Annotated in this window: 16 protein-coding genes; 8 read left to right on the top strand and 8 right to left on the bottom strand. The window is 31.8% G+C overall.

What is annotated here, in order from left to right; genetic code table 11:
- Position 1: 1 nt before the first annotated feature.
- From AXE80_RS06625 to AXE80_RS06610, 4 genes are read left to right on the top strand one after another with little or no spacing between them, the layout of a single operon-like run.
- On the top strand, positions 2-1,135 hold the full coding sequence (locus AXE80_RS06625) for an efflux RND transporter periplasmic adaptor subunit (protein WP_068825612.1): 1,134 nt from the start codon (positions 2-4) through the stop codon (positions 1,133-1,135).
- A gap of 23 nt (positions 1,136-1,158) precedes the next feature.
- A complete protein-coding gene (locus AXE80_RS06620; RefSeq protein ID WP_068825610.1) occupies positions 1,159-4,299 on the top strand; it encodes an efflux RND transporter permease subunit in 3,141 nt (1,046 codons plus the stop codon).
- A 2-nt stretch (positions 4,300-4,301) separates the two neighbouring features.
- Positions 4,302-5,717, top strand: coding sequence for an efflux transporter outer membrane subunit (locus AXE80_RS06615; protein WP_068825608.1), 1,416 nt, complete (start codon positions 4,302-4,304; stop codon positions 5,715-5,717).
- Between the two features lie 24 nt (positions 5,718-5,741).
- The gene (locus tag AXE80_RS06610; RefSeq protein ID WP_068825606.1) at positions 5,742-6,758 is read left to right on the top strand and encodes an META domain-containing protein; all 1,017 of its coding nucleotides are present in this window, start codon (positions 5,742-5,744) and stop codon (positions 6,756-6,758) included.
- Positions 6,759-6,929: 171 nt separating this feature from the next.
- Here the strand turns inward: AXE80_RS06610 and AXE80_RS06605 are convergent, their stop codons facing one another.
- From AXE80_RS06605 to AXE80_RS06590, 4 genes are read right to left on the bottom strand one after another with little or no spacing between them, the layout of a single operon-like run.
- Complete coding sequence (locus AXE80_RS06605) at positions 6,930-7,409, bottom strand: hypothetical protein (RefSeq protein WP_068825603.1); 480 nt, start codon at positions 7,407-7,409, stop codon at positions 6,930-6,932.
- 37 nt (positions 7,410-7,446) lie between these two features.
- The gene (locus AXE80_RS06600) at positions 7,447-8,610 is read right to left on the bottom strand and encodes a sigma-54-dependent transcriptional regulator (RefSeq protein WP_068825601.1); all 1,164 of its coding nucleotides are present in this window, start codon (positions 8,608-8,610) and stop codon (positions 7,447-7,449) included.
- A gap of 19 nt (positions 8,611-8,629) precedes the next feature.
- Positions 8,630-9,874, bottom strand: coding sequence for an ABC transporter permease (locus AXE80_RS06595; protein ID WP_068825599.1), 1,245 nt, complete (start codon positions 9,872-9,874; stop codon positions 8,630-8,632).
- Positions 9,867-10,790 (bottom strand): ABC transporter ATP-binding protein, encoded by a 924-nt coding sequence (locus tag AXE80_RS06590; RefSeq protein ID WP_157359362.1) that lies wholly within the window; start codon positions 10,788-10,790, stop codon positions 9,867-9,869. Before AXE80_RS06590 ends, AXE80_RS06595 begins: the two co-directional genes overlap by 8 nt.
- Before the next feature lie 205 nt (positions 10,791-10,995).
- Here AXE80_RS06590 and AXE80_RS06585 point away from each other — a divergent pair, with 205 nt between their 5' ends.
- The 4 genes from AXE80_RS06585 (at position 10,996) to AXE80_RS06570 (ending at position 16,943) form a co-directional block, all read left to right on the top strand.
- Positions 10,996-11,436 carry a MarR family winged helix-turn-helix transcriptional regulator gene (locus AXE80_RS06585; protein ID WP_068825597.1) on the top strand — a complete coding sequence of 147 codons (441 nt, stop codon included), beginning with the start codon at positions 10,996-10,998 and terminating at the stop codon, positions 11,434-11,436.
- Position 11,437: 1 nt separating this feature from the next.
- Positions 11,438-13,840: a 3-hydroxyacyl-CoA dehydrogenase/enoyl-CoA hydratase family protein gene (locus AXE80_RS06580; protein ID WP_068825595.1), complete on the top strand. Its 2,403-nt coding sequence runs from the start codon at positions 11,438-11,440 to the stop codon at positions 13,838-13,840.
- Between the two features lie 81 nt (positions 13,841-13,921).
- Positions 13,922-15,106 carry an acetyl-CoA C-acyltransferase gene (locus AXE80_RS06575; RefSeq protein WP_068825593.1) on the top strand — a complete coding sequence of 395 codons (1,185 nt, stop codon included), beginning with the start codon at positions 13,922-13,924 and terminating at the stop codon, positions 15,104-15,106.
- Positions 15,107-15,146: 40 nt separating this feature from the next.
- Complete coding sequence (locus AXE80_RS06570) at positions 15,147-16,943, top strand: acyl-CoA dehydrogenase family protein (RefSeq protein WP_068825590.1); 1,797 nt, start codon at positions 15,147-15,149, stop codon at positions 16,941-16,943.
- A 118-nt stretch (positions 16,944-17,061) separates the two neighbouring features.
- Here the strand turns inward: AXE80_RS06570 and AXE80_RS14430 are convergent, their stop codons facing one another.
- The 4 genes from AXE80_RS14430 to typA all read right to left on the bottom strand — a co-directional run bounded on the left by AXE80_RS14430 (position 17,062) and on the right by typA (position 20,485).
- Positions 17,062-17,217: a hypothetical protein gene (locus tag AXE80_RS14430; protein WP_169816817.1), complete on the bottom strand. Its 156-nt coding sequence runs from the start codon at positions 17,215-17,217 to the stop codon at positions 17,062-17,064.
- A 9-nt stretch (positions 17,218-17,226) separates the two neighbouring features.
- The gene (locus tag AXE80_RS06565; RefSeq protein ID WP_083194601.1) at positions 17,227-17,718 is read right to left on the bottom strand and encodes a YchJ family protein; all 492 of its coding nucleotides are present in this window, start codon (positions 17,716-17,718) and stop codon (positions 17,227-17,229) included.
- Between the two features lie 29 nt (positions 17,719-17,747).
- The gene (locus AXE80_RS06560) at positions 17,748-18,617 is read right to left on the bottom strand and encodes a hypothetical protein (protein ID WP_157359361.1); all 870 of its coding nucleotides are present in this window, start codon (positions 18,615-18,617) and stop codon (positions 17,748-17,750) included.
- Between the two features lie 95 nt (positions 18,618-18,712).
- Positions 18,713-20,485, bottom strand: a complete 1,773-nt coding sequence (gene typA / locus AXE80_RS06555) for a translational GTPase TypA (protein WP_068825587.1) — start codon at positions 20,483-20,485, stop codon at positions 18,713-18,715.
- Between the last annotated feature and the right edge of the window lie 55 nt (positions 20,486-20,540).

Here is a 20,540-nt window from a genome sequence, read left to right as displayed (position 1 = left end):
AATGAAAAAGATGAATTTAAATATATTAACAACACTAGGTGTTTCTGCCTTAATGTTAGTGAGCTGTCAAGATAAAAGTCAATCTAAACAAGCAACCACAGCTCCTCCTCCTTCAATTCCCGTAACAACAATTGAACAAAAAACGGTTACAGGGTATACAGAATATCCTACTACTATAGAAGGGGTTATAAATAGTGATGTAAGATCAAAAACATCTGGATATATAGAAAAAGTATATGTAGATGAGGGCGAAAAAGTTAGTAAGGGACAAGTTCTTTTTGAGTTAGAAACACAATCTTTAAGTCAAGATGCAAGTGCAGCAAAAGCTCGTATCAATTTGGCTCAAGTAGAAGTAGATAAATTGATTCCTTTGGTGGAAAAAAAGATTATCAGTCCTGTGCAATTAGAAACAGCAAAAGCTAATTTAGAACAAGCAAAGGCAAATTACAGTAGTGTATCTGCAAATATTAGTTATGCAACTATCAAAAGTCCAATAGATGGTTATGTTGGTGCCATCAACTTTAGACAAGGAGCTTTAATTAGCCCTAGTGATGCTACACCTTTAACCACTGTAAGCGAAATAGACAGAGTATATGCATTTTTTAGTTTTAATGAGGCTCAGTATTTAGATCACTTACAGAGATATGAAGGAAAAACAAAAGAAGAACGCATAAAAAACTCTCCGGACCTAACCTTAATTTTAGCAAACGGTAAAGAGTATTCCGAAAAAGGACGTATTGAAACTAGTACTGGACAAATAAATCAAAGTACAGGAACCATAAAAATTAGAGCAGCATTTAACAATCCTAATGAATTGTTAACCAATGGGAACAGTGGAAAGATTAGACTGCCTATAGCATATAAAGATGCTATTGTAGTGCCACAATCTGCTACTTTTGAACAACAAAAGGATGTTCTTATTTACACCTTAAACAAAGAGAACAAAGTAAAAGCCACACTAATAGAGATTGAAGGAGTTGTAAATCATTTATACGTAGTAAAATCGGGGCTTAAGATAGGTGATAAAATCGTAATTTCTGGAGTTAGTAAATTAAGAAATGGAGTTACCATTTCACCACAAGAAACTTCTTTTAAAGAGTCTACACAACCTATTGCTACTTTATTTAAAAATTAATTCAACCCATAAATTTTATAATTATGTTAAAAACATTTATTGAAAGACCTGTTCTTTCAACAGTGATCTCTATTATTATAGTTTTATTAGGGGTGATTAGTATTAACACACTACCTATAGAAGAGTATCCTGATATTGCTCCGCCTACCATAAAAGTTACCGCAAATTATACAGGTGCTAATGCAGAAACGGTACTAGAAAGTGTAATAATACCTATTGAGGAACAAATTAACGGTGTAGAAGGTATGACTTATATTACCTCGACTGCATCTAATACAGGAACAGCAGAAATCACCGTTTATTTTGATCAAGAAATGAATGCAGATATTGCTGCTGTAAATGTACAAAACCGTGTAGCAAGAGCGTCAGTACTACTTCCTAAGGAGGTAACACAAACTGGAGTTACTACTCAAAAACAAGAAACTAGTGCATTGATGTTTATTTCTATGTATTCTGAAAGTGAAGATTACGATGCTACATTTATTCAAAACTACTTAAAAATCAATGTGATTCCTGCCATGCAACGTATTAGCGGTGTAGGAGATGTTAGTGTGTTTTCACAACAAGATTACGCTATGCGTATATGGTTAAAACCAGAAAAGTTAGCTGCTTACAATTTAATCCCATCTGATGTTACTGCTGCATTGAGTGAACAAAACTTAGAAGCTGCTGCTGGATCATTAGGACAAAACAATGGAGAAGCTTTTTCATACGCTTTAACTTATAGTGGACGTTTTAAAAATGAAAATCAATATAGTGATATTGTTATCAAAGCATTAGGAAATGGGGAGTTTTTAAGATTAAAAGATGTAGCTACTATTGAACTTGATGCACAATCTTATGCTTCTAATGCCATGAGTTTAGGAAACCCTGCGGTGTTTATGGGAATTTTCCAAACCAAAGGATCTAATGCTCAGGAAATAATAAAAAACATCAAAGGTACTTTAGAAACTATTAAAAAAGACCTACCTGATGGATTAGATATTTTTGTTCCCTATGATACTAGTTTATTCTTAAATGCTTCTATAGACAAAGTAGTACACACCTTGTTAGAAGCTTTCTTATTAGTGTTTTTAGTTGTTTTCATCTTTTTACAAGATTTAAGGTCTACTTTAATTCCGGCTATTGCAGTGCCTGTATCTATTATTGGTACTTTCTTTTTCTTAAATGTTTTTGGGTATTCTATAAACCTATTAACATTATTTGCATTGGTATTGGCTATTGGTATTGTGGTAGATGATGCTATTGTCGTTGTGGAAGCCGTTCACGCTAAAATGGATGATGGAGAAAAGAATCCTAAAAAGGCAACATTGGTAGCTATGAATGAAATTTCTGGAGCTATTATTTCTATTACATTAGTAATGGCAGCAGTATTTATTCCTGTTACGTTTATTACAGGGCCTACAGGTGTTTTTTATGAGCAATTTGGGGTTACTTTAATTATTTCTATTTTAATTTCTGCCGTAAATGCCCTAACATTAAGTCCTGCATTGTGTGCTTTATTATTAAAAGAACACAAACAAGATGAAGAATTAAAAAACAAAAATCCATTACAACGTTTTTACACTTTGTTCAATCGTGGGTTTAATGCTACTATTCATAAATACGGACAATCATTACAATTTTTATATAAAAACAAATGGGTATCAGTATTGTTATTAATTATTGCCGCTGTTGGAATATATTGGTCTGCAACAACAACTCCTACTGGTTTTGTTCCTAACGAAGATAGAGGGATTATTTTTGCAAATGTTGAATTACCTGCTGGAGCATCATTAGACAGAACAGATGCTGTAACTAAAAAAATATATTCTAAAATTGAAAATTTAGAGGGTGTTGTAGGAGTTAATTTTATAAAAGGAAGAAGTTTAATTAATGGTTCTGGTTCTAACTATGGAATGGGGATTATTAAATTAAAAGACTGGAGTGAGCGTGAAGATCCTTCTTTATCTGCAACAGCCATTACAGGTAAACTATTTGGTATAGCAGCTAGTATTCCTGAAGCAAAAATTATTTTCTTCTCCCCTCCTAGTATTCGTGGTTTTGGTAACTCAGCTGGTTTTGAAGTAAACTTGTTAGATAAATTTGGTGGTGAGTTTAAAGATTTAGACAAAGCAAACCAAGAATTTGCTACAGCCCTAATGAGTCACCCAGAAATTAAATATGCTCAATCTGCTTTTAATACAAATTATCCGCAGTATGAAATGAAAGTAAATGTGCCTTTAGCCAAAGAAAAAGGAGTTTCTGTGTCGAGTATTTTTTCAACTTTACAAGGATATATTGGAGGAATTTACGCATCGGATTTTTCTAGATTTGGTAAACAGTTTAGAGTATACATCCAAGCTTTACCAGAAGATAGAGCGGATACAAATGCTTTAAACAATATGTTTGTGAGAACAGACAAAGGTGAAATGGCTCCTATTACAGAGTTTGTAAAACTAGAAAGAGTCTATGGTCCACAAGCCGTAACACGTTTTAACTTATTAAACTCAACAAGTATTTCTGGAGCAACTAACGAAGGATATAGTACAGGTGATGCTATTAAAGTAATTGAAGAAGAATTGGCAAAATTACCTAACAATTATACCATTGCGTACTCTGGTTTAACACGAGAAGAAGTAAGTGCAGGTAACCAAACTACTTTTATTTTTATACTAAGTATTTTGTTTGTATACTTTTTATTAAGTGCACAATACGAAAGTTATCTTTTGCCTTTAGCAGTAATATTATCGTTGCCATTTGGAGTATTTGGAGCATATATAAGTACAAAGTTATCAGGATTAGAAAACAATATTTACTTTCAAATTTCCTTAATTATGCTAATTGGTTTATTAGCTAAAAATGCTATTCTAATTGTAGAAGTTGCCTTACAAAAAAGAAAAAATGGAGAAAGTATTGTAAACGCAGCTATTAGTGGAGCAAAAACACGTTTACGTCCAATTTTAATGACCTCCTTTGCTTTTATTTTAGGGTTGATGCCTTTGGTACTATCAAATGGTGTAGGATCAGAAGGTAATAAATCTATTGGTACAGGTGCTGTTGGAGGTTTGCTAATTGGTACTGTTTTAGGAGTTTTTGTGATTCCTATACTATTCATTTTATTTCAATGGTTACAAGAAAAAGTATCTAAAACAGCACAAGAATTAAACGCAGAAATTGATTAAGCATGAAAAAAAATAATATATATAATTTAGCAATAGTGTTAGGGGCTACCATACTCCTAACCTCTTGTTTGGCTGTTAAAGATTATGAACAGCCAACAGTAAAAGAAACCTCAAAAGATTTATTTAGAATTGATGAGCAATTAGAAACACAAGAAGATAGTCTTTCTTTAGGAAATGTTTCTTGGAGAGATATGTTTACAGATACTTATTTGCAAGAATATGTAGATCAAGGATTAAAAAATAATTTTGATTTGCAAATAGCTATTAGTCAAATGAGCACTGCAGCGTCTTATTTAAAACAAGGGAAAGCGGGATATTTACCTACCTTTAATTTAAGCACTAGTGGTACACATTCTGAAATTTCTAAAAACAGTAGATTCGGTAGTTTTTCTTCGTCATCAATTCAAACTTATCAGTTAACTGGAAATTTTTCTTGGGAAGCTGATATTTGGGGAAAAATTAAAAGTAGTAAAAAAGCTAGTTTGGCTAATTATTTACAATCAGAGTCTGCACAACAAGCTGTAAGAACAGAATTGATTAGTAAAATTGTAAGTACTTATTACCAAATATTAGCTTTAGATGCTCAGTTAGAAATTACTAATGAAACCATAAAAGTTAGAAAAAAAGGAGTAGAAACCATTAAGGCCTTAATGGAATCAGGGCAAGTAAGTCAAGTAGCAGTAGACCAAAACATTGCTTTGTACAACAGTGCTGAGGCTTTAAAATTAGATATAGAGACTTCTATTTTTAAATTAGAAAATAGTTTGAGTATTTTACTAGGAACGATGCCTCAAAAAATAGAAAGAACAAAATTAAAAGATCAAGTTATAGATAAGGATTTACAAGTTGGGGTTCCTGCTCTGTTGTTAAATAATAGACCAGATATCAAATTGGCTCAATATAATTTAATGCAATCATATGAGTTGAAAAATGTGGCTAAAACAAATTTATACCCATCGTTTACTTTAACTGCTTCGGGTGGTTTTGAAAGTTTAGAATTAGATAATTGGATTAGCACCAACTCTATATTTGCTAATATTATAGGCGGAATTACACAACCTTTATTTAATCAACGAAAATTAAAAACCCAGGTAGAAGTTGCTAAAAACAACGAAGCTCAGGCTTTATTGAACTACAGAAAAACATTATTAGTTGCAGGTAATGAAGTTTCTAATGCTTTATTTGCTTATAACACAGAAACTAAAAAATATGTTTTTAGAACCAAAGAAGCAGAAGCGTTAACCAATGCTGAGAAAAACTCAGAAGAATTGTTAAACAATGGGTTTGCAACCTATTTAGATTTATTAACTGCCAGACAAAGTGCTTTAAGTGCTAAGTTAAACTTGGTTGATAGTAAATTACAGCAATTGTTAACCGTTGTAGATTTATACAGAGCGCTTGGAGGTGGTATTAAATAATTCAATAAATAAAATTTGTAGATTATGAATTTAAAAAACATCATAGTATTAATTTCTTTAAGTATACTAACAGCTTGTTCATCTAATAAATCTGTATTTTGGGTTAGTGGATATCAATCTGAATGTAGTTCTGGAGCTGGAAAAACAAATTGTTTATTAGTGCATAAAGGTGAACAATTAGTCAATCCTACTTGGGAAAACTTCTATACTCCAATTGAAGGATTTAATTTTGAAAAAGGGTATTTAAAAAAGATTGAGGTTAAACAAGAAAAGTTAGACGCTAAAAATGTACCTGCAGATGCATCAAGCATTAAATATACTTTAGTTAAGGAATTAGAAAAACAAAAAGATATTCGTGTATTGGCAGAGGGAGATTGGATTTTAGGAAGTATCAACAATCATCCTATCAATAGAATGGTTAAAACTCCTACTTTAAAAATCAACCTAACAACAATGAGTATTTCTGGTAACGGAGGGTGTAATCAATACTCTGGAAATATTAAACAAATAACCTCTAATACTTTTAATTTAGGGAACATCATCAGTACTCAAAAAGCTTGTTTTCAAAAAAACATAGAATATGAGTATTTAAAAACTTTAAATGATGTTAACACTTATGATATCAAAGGTTCTCAGCTTATTTTTTACAATAATCAAGGAGAGATTGTATTGTCTTTTATAAAAGATCAATCAGCAGTGGCGAACCAAAGATTACATGATATTTGGATGGCTACACGCATTAATGGAAATCCTATAAACAGAATGGTTTCTGTACCAAGACTAGAAATTAATCTATCTACTAAAAGAATTATGGGAAATGATGGATGTAATAATTTTTCTGCTCCCATTAATAATATTACTAGTAATAAACTAGATTTTAGTCAAATAGCGTTGACTAAAAAGACATGCTTAAAAGAGGGCGTTGAAAAAGAATTTATCAAAACTTTAAACAAGGTTAAATCTTATGAATTAGATGGTTTGCATTTAATTTTAAAGGATAAAAATGGAAAAGAAATATTGTCTTTTTTAAAGATAGATTAATCAAAATAACCATTATAAAAAAACTCCCTTTGAATTTTTCAAGGGGAGTTTTTATGTACTATGCTAATTAATATCAGCTTTATTTCTTATTCTATATTAGAGTAGATTTTTTTTAAATGGAGCTTTCTACATCTCGACTACGCTCGATGACCTATAATCATCAATTAAGATTTATGCTTCTGGCCACAAAGCATTGTCATCATCATCCCACTGAACACCAAATTGAATTTCTTGTAGAATGTTATCTGTAAACCAAAAGAACATGTTGGCTTCATCAACATCAATTAATTCATGATTTGGATTTTCTGGAGTAGAATAATCTTCAAATTCCATTTCACCTAATTCGTGTTTTTCTATAAAGTCTTGTACTTCTTGAATGTCTTTACCTACCAATCCAACACCGTTCAGTTCAAAATAACTCGAGTTGATGGTAATAGTTTCTAGTCTCCAATCTTCTTCTTCATCAAAAGAAAAAGCGATTCCACAATTGTCGTAGTCCCAAGTTTCTACAGCATCACCGGTTTCAAAATCTTTTTCAACTTCTTTATCTGTAGGCATTCCTAAAATGCTTAAAACATCAGTTTTTAACATTCCAAACTTTACAGCTCCAACCCCTACTCCTATTTCAATATTTTTTATTTGCTCAATCATATCATTAGGCTTAATGCCCTTTTTTTAAACTTGATTATTATTTACTAGCAAACAAATCAACGTCTGTAGCACTAATTTCTTTTTCTCCTAAAATTAACAAACGTTCTACAACATTTCTTAGTTCACGAATATTTCCTGTCCAATTATAATCTTGAAGTTTTACAATAGCTTCTTCAGAAAAGTTTTTAAGTGCCATTCCTTGCTCTTTTGCTATAATTGCAGCAAAGTGATTGATAAGTACTGGAATATCTTCTCTACGATCGTTTAATGAAGGAACTTGAATTAAAATAACTGCCAAACGGTGGTATAAATCTTCTCTAAACCTTCCTTCAGCAATTTCTTTACGTAAATCTTTATTGGTAGCCGCTAAAACCCTTACATCAACTTTAATGTCTTTATCAGATCCTACTCTGCTAATTTTACTTTCCTGTAAAGCTCTTAATACTTTTGCTTGAGCCGAAAGACTCATATCTCCAATTTCATCTAAGAAAATAGTTCCTGCATTGGCAGCTTCAAACTTTCCTGCTCTGTCTTTATTAGCCCCTGTAAAAGATCCTTTTACGTGTCCAAACAATTCACTCTCTATTAATTCTGATGGAATAGCCGCACAGTTTACTTCTATCATTGGTGCTTTAGAACGTTCGCTTAGATTGTGTAACCTATGAGCAACCAATTCTTTTCCTGTTCCATTTGGTCCAGTAATTAAAACACGAGCATCGGTAGTAGCTACCTTATCAATCATATTTTTAATATGTTGAATAGGTTTACTATCTCCAATCATTTCGTATTTTTTGCTAACCTTTTTCTTTAATTGTTTGTTTTCAACAATTAATTGTTTTTGGTCTAAAGCATTACGAACCGTATTTAAAAGTCTGTTTAAATCTGGTGGTTTAGAAATATAATCATAAGCACCCATTCTCATGGTTTGTACAGCGGTATCTAAATCTCCATGTCCAGAAATCATAATCACAGGAATTTCTGGTTTCATTTCTTTAATTTTTTGTAGAACTTCAACACCATCCATTTTAGGCATTTTAATATCACAAAGAATTAAATCAAAATCATTTTCTTTAATAATTTCTAGACCTATTACACCATCTTCTGCTTCTTCTACATTGTAGGTATTGTTTTCATCAGCAATAATACGTTTTAAAACACGTCTAATGGCTGCTTCGTCTTCTATCAGTAGTATTTTACTCATTATTATTTAAAATCAAAGGTTATTTTTGAAACATCCATTTTATCAATTGTTTCATGCTTGGTTTATTTCCATAAGTTAAAATTCCTATTCGGTAAATTTTACTGGCAATATAAACTGTTGTGATAAAGCTAACCAATAATAATGCCAAGGACAAAATTATTTGCCAAGCAGGAACACCAAAAGGAATACGCATTAACATTACTATTGGCGAGGTAAATGGTATTAATGAAAACAAGGTAGCTGTGCTCCCGTTTGGGTTACCATTTACCACGGTTACAATTCCAATATAAACCGCAAACATTAAAGGTAATAATATAGGATGTACAAATTGTTGCGTATCAGTTTCGCTACTAACAGCTGCCCCAACAGCGGCATAAAAGGCACTATAAAGTAAATACCCACTTAAAAAGAATACTACAAGGCCTATAAAGATTTGTGTATAGTTAATTTCCCAAATGATACTAAATATCTGATCTATTTTGTCTGAATTACCACCAATGGACGGAAAGTAAATTTCTAGTAAAAGGAGTCCTCCTAAAAGTAAGATTCCCCAAATTAAAAACTGTAAAATACCAGCCAAGGCGTTTCCTATAATTTTTCCTAACATTAATTGGAAAGGTTTTACAGAACAAACCATAATTTCTACTACTCTACTGTTTTTTTCTTCAATAATGCTACGCATTACAGAGTTTCCATAAATAATAACAAACATCATTACCAAATAACCACTTCCTACAGCAACAGCCCCTTTTACCCATTTTTTAATTGTTGCTTCGGAATCGTCTTTTTTGCTGTAATGAATTGGAATTTCTTTGGTAGTTTTATTGATAATCTCACTAGAAACCTCGTGGTTTTTTAACTGTTGAATCACCCAATGTTTTTCTAAAATGGTTTCTAAAGAGTGTAATGGAATTTTATCATCACCATAAATTTCCATAATATTAGATAAAGGATTTGCATAAACCAAGCCATCAAAATCTTTATCATTTACCATGGTTTTAGCCTCATCAAAAGACATGGCGGTTCCAAATTCCAATGTAATATTAGGATTATCTTTTTGGATGTCTATGGCAATTTCTGGAGTGGTAATAGCCAAAAGTGATACTTTTTTAAAGTTGTCTTTACTTTCTTTACCAGCAAAGTAAAAAATTGCAGCAAACATTCCAATCATTAACAATGGGCTTAAAAAAATCAAAACCAAATATGCTTTGCTGCGAACTTTGGTAATAAACTCACGTTGGATAATTAAAAGTAACTTATGCATTTTCTATGGTTTTAATAAAGATGTCTTGTAAACTAGGAATGTGTTGTTTGTATGTAATTACTGTTCCTACTTTTAATAAATCCTGTAGTAAATTAGCTGTTTCTTTTTGATTTTTAATCACCTGAAAACTAACTTCATCATTTTCTTTATTGACGATACTAGTTTGGTAATCAGTATTGTTTAAAAATGAGGTTAATTCATTTTCTTGATAATCTTTAACAGTCACTTCAAAAAATTCTTGGATATATTTTTTTTGGATGCTAGAAATACTCCCTTCTAACAAAATATTTCCATGATGTATTAAACACAAAGCATCACACATTTCTGCAACAGATTCCATTCTATGCGATGAAAAAATAACTGTAGTTCCATTTTTAGCTAAATTTTTAATTTCATGTGCAATTAAATTAGCGTTAATAGGGTCAAAACCACTAAAAGGTTCATCTAAAATCAACAAATCTGGTTGGTGTAATACTGTAATGATAAATTGAACTTTTTGAGCCATACCTTTAGATAAGCCCTGAATTTTCTTTTTTTTCCAATCAGCAATATCAAATCTATTTAACCAATAATTTAGTTGTTCTAAAGCATTTGCTTTGGTCATTCCTTTTAGTTGCCCAAAATACAAAGCCTGTTCCTCTATGGTCATGTTTTTGTATAGTCCACGCTCTTCGGGCAAATATCCAATATGTTTAACTGCCTCAGGGGTTAGTTTTTCTCCTTTAAAAATAATTGTTCCGCTATTGGCATCAATAATTTGATTTAATATTCTAATTAATGACGTTTTACCTGCTCCGTTTTGACCAATTAATCCATAGACGCTTCCTTTAGAAATTTCAATAGAAATGTGATTCAAAGCTATTTTGGTACCATAAGTTTTGTGTAACTTTTGAATACTAATTATAGGTGTTTGCATAAATGCTTTTCTCTTTTTTAGAAGGGTTAAAGATATTATATGTTTGGGAGTTTTGACATGAATTCCTAAATAAATTCTAGGTATCAACATCTCAATAAAAGCAGGAGATATTTATGGTATTGATTATTTATTGAGTGTTTTTTATGAAAACATAAGATATGTTGTGCAAGCATAATTATTTTTTCTTATATTTAAAAGAAAAAACATGAAAGCGGGAAATTCTATAAGTTTCGATTATTTATATAGATACACATGGCAATCTATAAACAAAATGTATAATGAAGAGGCTGTTAAAAAAGATAGCTCAATGACTATTGGCTTTGTTTTAATTAACATTCATTATAAAAACGGAACCCCTTCTACTATGTTAGGACCTCGCATGGGGATTGAAGCTACAAGTTTGTCTAGAACTCTTAATAAAATGGAGGAATTAGGATTGATTTATCGGGAAAAAAATCCGTCAGATGGAAGAAGTGTTTTAATAAAGCTAACTAATAAAGGTAAACAACAAAGAGAGGTTTCTAAAGAAATTGTTTTAAAATTTAATCAAACTGTTGCTGATAATTTAACCCAAAAACAAATTGAAACTTTTTTAAATGTAACAGAAACCATACAAGAATTGATCGAACAAAAATTAATCTTTTAAGATGAAAAAACATATAAAAAAAATAGCGGTTATTGGGTCTGGAATTATGGGCTCTGGTATTGCTTGTCATTTTGCAAATATTGGTGTTCAAGTTTTATTATTAGATATTGCCCCAAAAGAATTAACAGATTCAGAAAAATCAAAAGGTTTAAGTTTAGATCATCCATTAGTAAAAGACAGAATTGTAAATACCAATTTGCAATCGGCTATAAAATCTAATCCTGCACCTTTGTACAATAAAAAATTTGCTGATAGAATAGAAACAGGAAATTTAGATACTGATCTTCAAAAAATTAGTGAAGTAGATTGGATTATTGAAGTGGTAGTTGAAAGATTAGACATCAAACAAAAGGTTTTTGAGCAAATAGAGAAACACAGAAAACTAGGAACTTTTGTAACTAGTAACACTTCTGGTATTCCTATCCAGTTTATGAACAAAGGACGTTCTCAAGATTTTAGAGAGCATTTTGCTGTAACCCACTTTTTTAATCCAGCTAGATATTTAAAATTATTCGAGGTAGTTCCTGGGCCAGACTGTAAAAAAGAAGTAGTTGACTTTTTAATGAGTTTTGGTGCTAAATATTTAGGAAAAACAACAGTACTTGCTAAAGATACTCCTGCCTTTATTGGGAATAGAATTGGGATTTTTGGAATTATGAGTATGTTACATATTGTTAAAGAACTAGGTTTAACAGTAGAAGAAGTTGACAAGCTAACAGGCCCTATTATTGGTAGGCCAAAATCGGCAACTTTTAGAACAGTAGACGTAGTTGGTTTAGATACTTTGATTCATGTTGCTAATGGTTTGTATGAAAATTGTAAAATTGATGAGTCTGTTGAGTTATTTAAAATTCCAGATTTTATTCAAACCATGTTAGACAATAAATGGCTTGGTAGCAAAACCAAACAAGGTTTTTATAAAAAAGTAGTTGATGAAAACGGAAAAAGTGCCATTCACGCTTTAGACCTTAATACACTTGAATATCATCCTGTTAAAAAAGCAAATTTTAATAGCTTATCTGCTACAAAAACAATAGATCATGTAAAATATAGGTTTAAAGTTTTAATCAAAGGAAAAGACCAAGCAGGGGCTTTTTATAGAAAAACTTTTGCAGCTTTATTTGCTTATGTTTCTAATAGAATTCCAGAAATATCTGATGAAATCTACAGAATAGATGATGCTATGAAAGCTGGTTTTGGTTGGCAACACGGACCTTTTGAAATATGGGACGCTATTGGTTTTGAGAATGGTTTAAATTTAATTGAAGCAGAAGGTTATAAAGCCGCTGATTGGACTCAAAACCTAAAAGATGTACAGAGCACTAGTTTCTATACTGTTAAGGAAGGAAAAAAATATGTATATGATATAACTTCAAAAGAACAAGTAAAAATACCTGGTCAAGACAGTTTTATTATTCTAGATAATATTAGAGAAGCTCAAACCATATGGTCAAATTCCGAAGCTTCCATACAACATTTAGGAGATGGAGTTTTAAATGTAGAATTCCAATCTAAAATGAACACTTTGGGTAGTGGTGTTTTACAAGCCATCAACAAAGGGATTGATTTGGCAGAAACAGAATATGATGCTGTTATTCTTGGTAATCAAGCAACAAATTTTTCTGTAGGAGCCAATTTAGCTATGGTGTTTTTATTGGCAATAGAACAAGAGTATGATGAATTAAACTTCGCTGTTCAATATTTCCAAAACACAGTGATGAGAATGAGATATTCTTCTTGCCCTACCCTAATTACCCCAAGAGGATTGACTTTAGGTGGAGGTTGTGAACTTAGTTTACACGCTGATAAAGTAATTGCTGCGGCAGAAACTTATACTGGTTTGGTTGAGTTTGGTGTTGGGGTTATTCCTGGTGGTGGTGGAACAAAGGAAATGACAAAAAGAGTGTCTGACATGGTTTTAAAAGATGATGTAAAACTAAACAGAATGCGTGATGCATTTATCAATATTGCCATGGCAAAAGTTGCTACTTCTGCTCACGAAGCTTATGATTTAGGATATTATGTTCAGCATAAAGATTTGGTTGTTGTTAATGAACATCAACAAATTGCTACTGCAAAAAAACATGCATTACAAATGTTAGATGATGGATACCTAACTCCTACTCCACAAAAAGTAAAAGTTTTAGGACAACAAGTTTTAGGAATGTTCCAAGTGGGAGCCGATAGTTTAGTTGCAGGTAAATACGCTTCTGAACACGATAGATTGATAGCGAATAAACTTGGGTATGTAATGGCTGGTGGTGATTTGTCCGAACCAACTTTTGTTTCAGAACAGTATTTGTTGAATTTAGAACGTGAGGCTTTTTTATCTCTATTAGGAGAAAGAAAAACTTTAGAAAGAATTCAACACATGCTAAAAACAGGAAAACCGTTACGTAATTAATTTGTCATTTGTTTAACTGTTTATTCGTTAAATCGACTATACAAATAAACATTTCAACAGATAAACCTAAAAACAGAAAAAATGAAAACAGCATATATAATAAAAGGATACAGAACAGCCGTAGGAAAAGCTCCAAAGGGATTGTTTAGGTTTAAAAGACCTGATGAATTAGCTGCGGAAACTATTCAGTATTTGTTAGAAAAAACACCAGAATTAGATAAAACCAGAGTTGATGATGTAATTGTAGGAAATGCAATGCCAGAAGCTGAACAAGGTTTAAATATGGGGCGCTTGATTTCTTTAATGGGATTAAAAATTGATGATGTTGCCGGTATGACTGTTAATAGATATTGTGCCTCTGGAATAGAAACTATTGCTATTGCCGCTGCTAAGATACAATCCGGAATGGCTGATTGTATTATTGCCGGAGGCGTAGAAAGTATGTCTTACATCCCTATGGGTGGATACAAACCCTCTCCAAATTATAAAGAAACTAATGCTGGTCATGAAGAATATTATTGGGGAATGGGCTTAACTGCAGAAGCTGTTGCAAACGAGTTTAAAGTATCTAGAGAGCAACAAGATGAGTTTGCTTACCAATCACATCAAAAGGCTTTAAAAGCACAGGCAGACAATTTGTTTGAAGATGATATTGTACCTATTAATATTGAGGAAATTTTTGTGGATGCTCAAGGCAAAAAACAAAATAAAAACTATATCGTAAATAAAGATGAAGGACCTAGAAAAGATACTTCGTTAAGCGCTTTAAGTAGATTAAAACCCGTATTTGCTAATAACGGTTCTGTTACTGCAGGAAATTCTTCTCAAATGAGTGATGGTGCAGCTTTTGTAATTGTAATGAGTGAAGAAATGGTTAAAGAACTAAACCTTGAGCCAGTAGCTAGGTTGGTTTCTTTTGCCGCGGTAGGTGTTGAGCCAAGAATTATGGGAATAGGTCCTGTTAAGGCTATCTCAAAAGCATTAGAAAAGGCTGGATTGACTAAAAATGACATTGATTTAATAGAATTGAATGAAGCTTTTGCCTCACAATCCTTAGCTGTTATTAACGAGTTAGGTTTAAATCCAGACATTGTAAACGTTAATGGAGGGGCTATTGCTTTAGGTCATCCTTTGGGTTGTACTGGTGCTAAGTTATCAGTACAATTAATTAATGAAATGCGAAGAAGAAAAAACAAATATGGAATTGTAACCATGTGTGTAGGAACTGGACAAGGAGCTGCAGGGGTTTACGAATTTCTAAAATAAGTCACTAACCTGTTTTTCAAAAACATAAAAAAATAAAAAAATGAGTAAGCTAATTAAAGGAGGAGAGTTTGTAGTTAAAGAAACCGACTGTAACGATGTGTTTATCGTTGAAGATTTTGATGAAGAACAAATCATGATGCGAGATTCTGTTAAAGAATTTATAGATCGTGAGGTATGGCCACATAAAGAAAGGTTTGAAAAGAAAGATTATGCTTTTACAGAAGAATTAATGGTGAAAGCTGGGGAAATGGGATTCTTAAGCATAGCAGTACCAGATGCTTATGGAGGAATGGGAATGCCTTTTATGTCAACTATTTTAGTTTGTGATTATATTTCTGGTGCTACAGGATCTTTTGCTACTGCGTTTGGAGCACATACAGGGATTGGTACCATGCCTATTGTGTTATATGGTACAGAAGCACAAAAACAAAAATACGTTCCTAAATTAACTACAGGAGAATGGTTTGGTTCCTATTGTTTAACTGAGCCTGGTGCAGGTTCTGATGCTAACTCAGGAAAAACCAAAGCTGTTTTATCTGCTGATGGAACTCATTATAAGATCACTGGGCAAAAAATGTGGATTTCTAATGCTGGTTTTTGTAATCTAATGATTGTATTTGCTAGAATTGAAGACGATAAGAATCTAACAGCCTTTATAGTTGAGTACGATAAAGACAATCCTAATGGGATTACTATGGGTGAAGAGGAAAAGAAATTAGGAATTAGAGCTTCATCTACAAGACAGGTTTTTTACAACGAAACTGTTGTGCCTGCAGAAAATATGTTATCCGAAAGACAAAACGGATTTAAAATAGCCTTAAATATTTTAAATATTGGTAGAATTAAATTGGCTGCTGCTTGTTTAGATGCAAGTAGGAGAATTATTAATAATGCTGTAAACTACGCTAATGAGCGTAAACAATTCGGAACTAATATTTCAAGTTTTGGAGCTGTTCAAGAAAAAATAGCATTAATGTGTACCAAAACTTTTGTTACCGAAAGTGCTGTCTATAGAGCTGCAGGAGATATTCAAAAGAAAATAGATTTGTTAATTGCTGATGGAATGTCTCATACTGATGCAGAGCTTAAAGGTGTTGAAGATTTTGCTTTAGAATGCGCTATTTTAAAAGTATATGGATCAGAGGTTGGACAATTTAACGCTGACGAAGGATTACAAATTTATGGAGGTATGGGGTTCTCCGAAGACACCCCTATGGAAGGAGCTTGGAGAGATGCTAGAATTTCTAGAATTTATGAAGGTACAAATGAGATCAATCGACTTTTAACAGTTGGAATGTTGGTTAAAAAAGCATTAAAAGGAGAAATTGATTTGATGACTCCTGCTATGAATGTAGCCAATGATTTAATGGCGATTCCATCTTTTGACACTCCAGACTATAGCGTATTGTTCTCCGAAGAAAAAGAAATCTTAGCAAAATTGAAAAAAGTATTTTTGATGATCGCTGGGAAAGCTGTAGAAAAATTTGGAATGGAATTAGAAAAACAACAAGAAATTGTTTTGTGTGCTGCTGAAATTCTTATTGAAATTTACATGGCTGAATCTGTGTTGTTAAAAACAGAAAAGCTAGTTGGGAAAACATCTGAAAGTGAGGCTGAGTTACAAATTGCTATGACCAAATTAAATCTATTTAACTCAGTAGAAGTCATCAATAGAAAAGGAAAAGAAGCTATTATTTCTTTTACCGAAAATGACGAACAACGTATGTTATTAATGGGATTAAAACGTTTTACTAAATATGCAAACTATCCTAATATTGTTGCTTTAAAGAAAACAATTGCTAAAATAGCGATTGCTAAAAATGGATACCCTTTGTAAAACCTTGTTTTTAAGTTAAAAAATTCCTATATTTAAATATCAAATTATATAGGTTGAAGTATAGCCAGAAGTCGAGTTTATTGCACACTCGGTTTCTGGTTTTATATTTTTTAGTAAATTATTGATTTTTGGATTGCTGTATTTTTTCATTAAGCGCTTTCAGTCTCTCTTTATGAGCTTCTTCTTTTTCTCTTAACTTATTCTTTTTTCTATCCATTAGTTTGCTGTGCTTGGATTTGTTTTTAGTGTTTTTATCACTTCCTGCCTTTGCCATAATTATATTTTATGAGTGGATACCATCTACATAGGTCCAATGATTGTTTTCTTTTATAAAACGAGATTTTTCAAAAATAGAGTTCCCTATTCCACTTTCAAGAAAATAAGCTTTAAAAGTAACAAAACCTTCTTCTTCTTCTTCTTGGGCTTCCTTAGCTTCTATAATCTCTAATCTTAACCAATTCACGCTATTTGTCCATGCTAATATTTCGTCCTTTTCTGCTATAGGCCTTGTAGAGGAATGATGACTTTGCATTAAATAATCAATATTCCCCATAACATAAGCTGTATATCTAGATTTCATCAATGCTAAAGGTGTTTTTGCTAATGAAATGTTTTTATGAATAGGCTCACAACAAACTTTAAAAGATTGTTTAGATCCACATGGACATAATACTCCTTCCCTATTTGCATTGGTTTTAGCTTCTAAATTAAAACGATGCTTTTTAGGTAAAGATTGATCTTTTTGTTTTTGAATGAGTTTAGAAAATTTAGACACGTTAAAAAGGTTTATTATGCAAAAATACATTAATCCATTAAAGTAATTAAAAACATCTTTTGTTTGTTTTTATATCTTTTCTTATTCACTTTTTGCTTTAAATATTCTCGTGTAATATATATCTGATTCTTGTTTTTCCAAGCAATAGCTTCAAATTGATTTGCATAATTTAAAGCTGGAGTCAAATTTGTTTTAATAATTTTCTCCTCCCTTAAATAAAAGTTTTTAACTCTAATAATATATGATTGATACTCTCTATCATAAGCTGTTCCAACAAATTGATTGTTTTCTGGATTATAAGCTATAGAGGTTAACATGCATCCTATGTCTAACGAATGAATTTTAATAGCTTCATATCTTCCTGGTCTTGTGGGAATCTTATATACTTTTGTGTGATAGTCTCCCCAATTCTTGGTAAACAATAGCAATTGATTGTGATAAATAGTGATGGCCTCACAATCAAAATTGGTTGAATGTCTTTGTTTTTCAAAAATAAACTGGTCTTCATATGAGTATAAAATCCTCTCGGCATTAACAGTGTTTTTTCTATAAAAATCTCTTTTAGATATTTTATAAATCACCAAGTCGGTTCTATTTCCATCGTTATTACCAGTATCTCCAACATAGATATGCTCTTTGTCTTGAGTGATAGATTCCCAATCAATATTTTTAGCATTCTTAATCCAAATAGTTCTGTTTGTTTTTCCGTTATAAGGGTTTATTGTATACAATTCTGGCTTCCCTCCAGAATCATTAAAAGTGACAATTTCATTATTGATATAAATAATACCTGAGGTTTCTGATATTTTATTAGACAAACTAACCTTCCTCTCTATATTATAATTTTGAGCGGTCATAGTTTCTAAAAACAGTAATAAAACAAAAGTAATCTTCCTCATATTACTAAAGTTAAGAAAATTAGTGATGTAATATGAAAAAAAAACTCCTTCAAAATTTATTGAAGGAGTTTTATATATTGTTTAAAAGTTTCTAATTAACCTTTAAAATTAATTTTACGCATACGTAAGCTTTCAGGAGTAACCTCTAAATACTCATCAGCTCTAATGTATTCCATACATTCTTCTAAAGAGAAGTTTACTTTAGGAGCAATTTTCATAGCTTCATCAGTACCAGATTTACGCATGTTTGTTAACTGCTTTCCTTTAATAAGGTTTACAGCCATATCATCAGCTTTACTGTTTTCACCAATTACTTGACCAATATAAATTTCTTCATTTATATCAATAAAGAATTTACCTCTATCTTGTAAACGGTCTAAAGCATATGCAGTTGCTTTACCAGCAGCAGCAGAAACAATAGCTCCTTTTTCTTCTTCGGTAAATTCACCTTTAAAAGGTCCGTATTCACTAAATCTGTGGTTGATAATTGCTTGCCCTTGAGTAGCAGTTAAAATTTTATTTCTTAAACCAATCAATCCACGAGATGGAATTGTGAATTCAAGATGTTGTAAATCTCCTTTAGGCTCCATAACCATTAAATCTCCTTTACGTAAAGAAACTAAGTTTACAGCTCTAGAAGAAACTTCTTCAGGAACATCGATAGATAATGTTTCGTATGGCTCACATTTTTTACCATCAATTTCCTTGAAAATTACTTGAGGACGACCTACTTGTAATTCATATCCTTCACGTCTCATTGTTTCAATTAAAACAGATAAGTGTAATACTCCACGTCCAAAAACATTAAACTTGTCTTCAGAATCTGTAGTTTCAACTTTTAACGCTAAGTTTTTTTCTAATTCTTTAAATAAACGATCACGTAAGTGACGAGAAGTAACAAATTTACCTTCTTTACCAAAGAATGGAGAGTTGTTAATAGTAAACAACATACTCATTGTTGGTTGGTCAATTTCTGTTCTTGGTAATGCTTCTGGATTTTCTAAATCAGCAATAGTATCACCAATTTCAAATCCTTCAATACCAGTAATTGCACAGATATCTCCACATCTTACGGTTTCAACTTGTGCTTTACCCATTCCTTCAAAAACGTGTAATTCTTTAATTCTAACTTTTTTAGTAGAACCATCAGCTTTACACAACATATAATCTTTATTTACATGTAAATCTCCACGGAAAACACGTCCGATAGCAATTCTTCCTGTAAAGGCAGAGAAATCTAACGAAGTAATTTGCATTTGAGGGCTACCTTCGTTGTAAGGAGTTGCAGGAATAGATTCTAATACAGCATCTAATAAAGGAACGATATCAGTAGTTTGATCTTTCCAATCTGTACTCATCCAGTTGTTCTTTGCAGAACCGTAAATAGTTGTAAAGTCTAATTGTTCTTCTGTAGCTTCTAAAGCAAACATTAAATCAAAAACTTTTTCGTGAACGATGTCTGGAGTACAGTTTTCTTTATCTACTTTGTTAACTACAACAATAGGAGTTAATCCTAATTGAATAGCTTTACCTAATACAAAACGAGTTTGTGGCATAGGTCCTTCAAAAGCATCAACCAATAATAAAACACCATCAGCCATTTTTAATACACGCTCTACTTCTCCACCAAAATCGGCGTGACCAGGAGTATCAATTACGTTGATCTTAGTTCCTTTATATTGAACAGATACGTTTTTAGAAAGAATAGTAATCCCTCTTTCACGCTCTAAATCATTGTTGTCTAATAATAAATCAGTACGTTCTTTACGATCGTCTAATATTTTTGCTTGATCAATAATTTTATCTACCAAAGTAGTCTTACCGTGGTCAACGTGAGCTATAATAGCAATGTTTCTTATTTCTTGCATGGTTGCACTTTAAATTTAAAGCGCAAAAGTAATCAAAAGATGTTAGAAAATATGA

Source organism: Wenyingzhuangia fucanilytica, from assembly GCF_001697185.1.
GTDB classification, from domain to species: Bacteria; Bacteroidota; Bacteroidia; order Flavobacteriales; family Flavobacteriaceae; genus Wenyingzhuangia; species Wenyingzhuangia fucanilytica.
This window is presented reverse-complemented; position numbering and strand designations above follow the sequence as displayed.

What these genes read in the sequence shown, in the direction of transcription:
- AXE80_RS06625 (WP_068825612.1), top strand. Translation starts at nt 2, where the DNA reads ATGAAAAAGATGAATTTAAATATATTAACAACACTAGGTGTTTCTGCC.
- AXE80_RS06620 (WP_068825610.1), top strand. Translation starts at nt 1,159, where the DNA reads ATGTTAAAAACATTTATTGAAAGACCTGTTCTTTCAACAGTGATCTCT.
- AXE80_RS06615 (WP_068825608.1), top strand. Translation starts at nt 4,302, where the DNA reads ATGAAAAAAAATAATATATATAATTTAGCAATAGTGTTAGGGGCTACC.
- AXE80_RS06610 (WP_068825606.1), top strand. Translation starts at nt 5,742, where the DNA reads ATGAATTTAAAAAACATCATAGTATTAATTTCTTTAAGTATACTAACA.
- AXE80_RS06605 (WP_068825603.1), bottom strand. Translation starts at nt 7,409, where the DNA reads ATGATTGAGCAAATAAAAAATATTGAAATAGGAGTAGGGGTTGGAGCT.
- AXE80_RS06600 (WP_068825601.1), bottom strand. Translation starts at nt 8,610, where the DNA reads ATGAGTAAAATACTACTGATAGAAGACGAAGCAGCCATTAGACGTGTT.
- AXE80_RS06595 (WP_068825599.1), bottom strand. Translation starts at nt 9,874, where the DNA reads ATGCATAAGTTACTTTTAATTATCCAACGTGAGTTTATTACCAAAGTT.
- AXE80_RS06590 (WP_157359362.1), bottom strand. Translation starts at nt 10,790, where the DNA reads ATGCAAACACCTATAATTAGTATTCAAAAGTTACACAAAACTTATGGT.
- AXE80_RS06585 (WP_068825597.1), top strand. Translation starts at nt 10,996, where the DNA reads ATGAAAGCGGGAAATTCTATAAGTTTCGATTATTTATATAGATACACA.
- AXE80_RS06580 (WP_068825595.1), top strand. Translation starts at nt 11,438, where the DNA reads ATGAAAAAACATATAAAAAAAATAGCGGTTATTGGGTCTGGAATTATG.
- AXE80_RS06575 (WP_068825593.1), top strand. Translation starts at nt 13,922, where the DNA reads ATGAAAACAGCATATATAATAAAAGGATACAGAACAGCCGTAGGAAAA.
- AXE80_RS06570 (WP_068825590.1), top strand. Translation starts at nt 15,147, where the DNA reads ATGAGTAAGCTAATTAAAGGAGGAGAGTTTGTAGTTAAAGAAACCGAC.
- AXE80_RS14430 (WP_169816817.1), bottom strand. Translation starts at nt 17,217, where the DNA reads ATGGCAAAGGCAGGAAGTGATAAAAACACTAAAAACAAATCCAAGCAC.
- AXE80_RS06560 (WP_157359361.1), bottom strand. Translation starts at nt 18,617, where the DNA reads ATGAGGAAGATTACTTTTGTTTTATTACTGTTTTTAGAAACTATGACC.
- typA (WP_068825587.1), bottom strand. Translation starts at nt 20,485, where the DNA reads ATGCAAGAAATAAGAAACATTGCTATTATAGCTCACGTTGACCACGGT.